Origin of the sequence: Salinivibrio sp. IB643 (assembly GCF_001996105.1) — a bacterium.
In the GTDB taxonomy this organism is placed as follows: Bacteria; Pseudomonadota; Gammaproteobacteria; order Enterobacterales; family Vibrionaceae; genus Salinivibrio; species Salinivibrio costicola.
In genome coordinates, this window is sequence record NZ_MUFF01000068.1 from 1 (window position 1) to 3,507 (window position 3,507).

A 3,507-nucleotide genomic window follows, 5' to 3' on the forward strand; every position below is an offset into this window, starting at 1 on the left:
CGCCAACCCTGTGCACATTAAACGCTTCGCCGGCGCCATTGGCCGCAGAGCGAAAAATGACCGCTTAGATGCTGAGTTAATTGCACATTATGGCGACGCCATTAAGCCTGAAATCACCATTATCAAGGCGGAAAATATACGTTTAATGAGTGATTTAGTCATCAGGAGAAACCAGCTCCTATCTATGCAAACGATGGAAAAGAACCGCTTGCAGATACTGCCCAAAACCTTGCATTCAACCATCAAACCCATGCTCACTGCGATGAAAAATCAAATCACCAACATTGAGCAAAAACTCGTGAAGTTGATTGAAGCATGCCCTGAATATCAGACTAAAAATACGCTCTTACAAAGCGTGCCTGGCATTGGCAGCATTGCGGCAGCATCTATCATCAGTAACGTCCCTGAGCTGGGCTATATAACTAACAAACAAGCGGCATCACTCATTGGTGTTGCACCCATGACAAAAGAAAGTGGGCGATATAAAGGCAAACGAGTGATCCAAGGTGGACGTGCTCAAGTTCGTACCGTGTTGTATATGGCGATGATGTCTGCGATGCAATGTAATCCTGTTTTTAAAGCCACGTATACCCGATTAGTCGCCGCTGGAAAGCCGAAAAAAGTCGCCATTATTGCCTGTGTGCGCAAGATGGTAGTGATCTTAAATTCGATGCTTAGAGACGGCGTGATGTGGGATAAAAATCTCGCTAAAATTTAGGATTGACGACATACTCGTTTGTTATGTTTTACTACCTAAAACTGGTTGTTATCAACCATATCACTGTGACATTAGTTGTTCTTAAAGGGTAGTATGATACTTTCTTGACTCGGATCTAAAGCGTGAAGAGCTGATATTATATGGTCATTTTTACCAGTCCAATTGACCATATCAACAACATCTTGAATGCTTTTATCTCCATTTATCAACGCTACTACAATTTCAAAAGAGCCTCTCAGTTGATTCATTAGTTAGCCATCTATATCATCAGGATGAAGTAAGTCATTATTTATTCCATTGCTACGCATAGCACGAGCTAAGTCCCTCCAGTCGTTATTTAAATCAAAGTATAAGACTGGATAATGGTAGTTTTGTATCGTAGACAGCACATATTTGTAATCATGACTAGCTTTTACTTGTAATCCTGCAGGCTTTCCTGATGCCCAACTCCCCCTTTTTTTAACACATAATAACTGATGGTCAGTATCATCTTTTTTTATCCAGATAACATCTTTTTGTGTATCGCTTGGATTGTACCACTGTCTAAAACTTGTTTTTGTTTTCTGAGATCCTGTTGCTACCGCAATATAGCTGTCTAAAGTTGCAGTAGTTTGTGTTCCTCCACGAGCCCACTTACCTAACTCTCTATTCGCTTCTTTAGATTCATTACACAATTTAACTACTAAAGATTCAGCAATACTACCAATCATCCGTGATGCGTCAGCATGAGGGTTATCTGTGAGAACTCTATTGAGCCCCATTGATGGTGAAAGTTGTGATTCTTGAGTTAAAATGTCGAGTAAGGTATCACCATACATAAGCATTTGCTGTTGAATAGACGGCTGTCTCAAAAACTCATCGAAATATTGGGAATCTCTAATATTCCCATCTTCATCTTGAATAATGACCTTTATTGTTTTTCGCATGGAACCTACTGACTGAATGCTAATATTATATATTTTTAGGTGAGGATGGATTTTTGTTTTTCAAGTCCACGGATTGAAAGAATGCAATTACTGCGAACTGAAACATAACGCCGCCAGCAGGGGCCGAAAAACCAGAGCGAAGCGGCGGTTTTTTGGTCCCTCTGGCTGGCTTTGTTAAGTGGTGATTTCGGCATTAGCCTTTGCCTTCATCAGGAAGTATGCAGCATGATCCGCTGCATTTAGTCCGCCATCGTGGACCGTACCTAGATCGCTTGGAGTAACATCCTGTGTTGGCCATATTTTATTATTTGTAGTTAGCTTATCCAATTTCAGCTTGTTTAACTCAAGAAATAAATAGTCTTCTTTTTCATCTCTTGCAACACCGTCTGCCCAATAAGCCATCGAACTAGCAACAATGTCAGCAACCTGCAATTGAGGATGCGATTCAGAGCTTGAAAACTTCAAACTTTTCCCTCTTAAGGGCAATTTGAACTTCCGTCTGTCATAGCCCAGCTCTATAGAGCTTTGGGTCCAGTCCAGAAATTGGGAAAAAATCACTTTTTGTTTTTCAATACTATGAGAATCATCATGAATGATATGAAACCCTTTTGGATGAACATCTCCCCAGCTTACACATTGTGAAAATAATGCTGGTATTGATGGGTCAAGTGATGTCTTATCAATTCCGTTCAGTGCATCATGAACACAATTCCGAGTAAGCAGGAGCAAATTAAGGTCTTCTTTAAAGTCTTCATGAATTGAATGTTCTTTAAGAACCTCTACATTCTCATAAAACGCGCCTATTGATTCTTCGGACTGTTCTTTAATCATATTAACGAACGATTCATGCATGGCCTGAACTCGATCCTGACCACAAAACGTAGGCATACAATAGAACCACATATTTGAAAGCCCTATGTTTGCTCCATTTACATATAAATCATGGCCATTTAGGTGAAGCATGTGCTCAATTAGGAGGTCAACAATCTTTGTAGTCACCATAAAGCTCTTGTGAAAAAGCTCTACTTTCACGTGGTCTTCATTAATAAGCCGATGACTCATTAGCCTTACAATTCCATCTTGCCCAGACTTCCGGCGCTTTAAATTTTTGAAATGAGCTTCTAAAGGTGATCTTGATCCTGTCAGTGCAAGTAAATTTTCAGCTTCGCTATTAGAATACTTGCAGCCAGAGAGTGTAAAAATCGGTTGATTTTTATCAACTATGTTATGGCCAGTGTTCCCAGATTCATCCAGATAGATAGTTGCTATCTTAGGTTTTTCAGAATTAGCTTTAGCCCTAGAAGCCCTCTGCTTATCTCTTTTATTTGCTAACTTCTTTTTTCTATTAGCTTGGCTATTACGACTCATTCAATTTCCCTGTAGGCCACTTAACGTCCAGCACAGCGGCTGGCAAGGCTGGCATGTGATTGCGCAGCAATTTGAGTGACAGGATTGACAGTCCGTTGCTGCTGTTTGTTATAAGCTAGTTTAACCAACCCCTTATCTCCTCTACCCATGACGGCACATCATATTCCCCATTTATAAATCCAGCATATCTCTGAGAGAAAAAGAATTTATTATTATCCATATCGAAGAATTGCTCAATTTGCACCCACTGGCTAGCCTTTAAATCTAACGCTATCTTGGAACTTTCTTGAGGAACATCCTCTACTATTTCATTCAAGAAACTCAGTTGTTCAGGGTAGTTTTCAATAAAAGTGCATAGAGTTTCATAGAACAACTTACCATTCAAAGCATCTTCTATTTCTGTTGCTGGAGAAACTGGGTTGGCTTGAATATTGACAAGCTTTGTAGATCGAGTTTGAAAGCAATTAACCATTCTTTTACAAAAAAGATTTGAAT

At 39.8% G+C, this 3,507-nt stretch carries 3 protein-coding genes and 1 pseudogene; 1 reads left to right on the top strand and 3 read right to left on the bottom strand.

The annotated features are described in order from the left end of the window. Positions 1–718 (top strand): IS110 family transposase (locus BZG77_RS14935; protein ID WP_198532435.1); only part of this gene is annotated, 718 nt, incomplete at its 5' end. A 251-nt stretch (positions 719–969) separates the two neighbouring features. Here BZG77_RS14935 and BZG77_RS14335 read toward each other — a convergent pair. The 3 genes and pseudogenes from BZG77_RS14335 to BZG77_RS14860 form a co-directional block, all read right to left on the bottom strand. Further along, positions 970–1,644: a hypothetical protein gene (locus tag BZG77_RS14335; RefSeq protein ID WP_077647726.1), complete on the bottom strand. Its 675-nt coding sequence runs from the start codon at positions 1,642–1,644 to the stop codon at positions 970–972. 174 nt (positions 1,645–1,818) lie between these two features. Continuing rightward, positions 1,819–3,012, bottom strand: a complete 1,194-nt coding sequence (locus BZG77_RS14340) for a DUF3800 domain-containing protein (RefSeq protein WP_077647727.1) — start codon at positions 3,010–3,012, stop codon at positions 1,819–1,821. A gap of 115 nt (positions 3,013–3,127) precedes the next feature. Then, positions 3,128–3,507: pseudogene (locus tag BZG77_RS14860) on the bottom strand (ATP-binding protein); the annotation flags it as partial.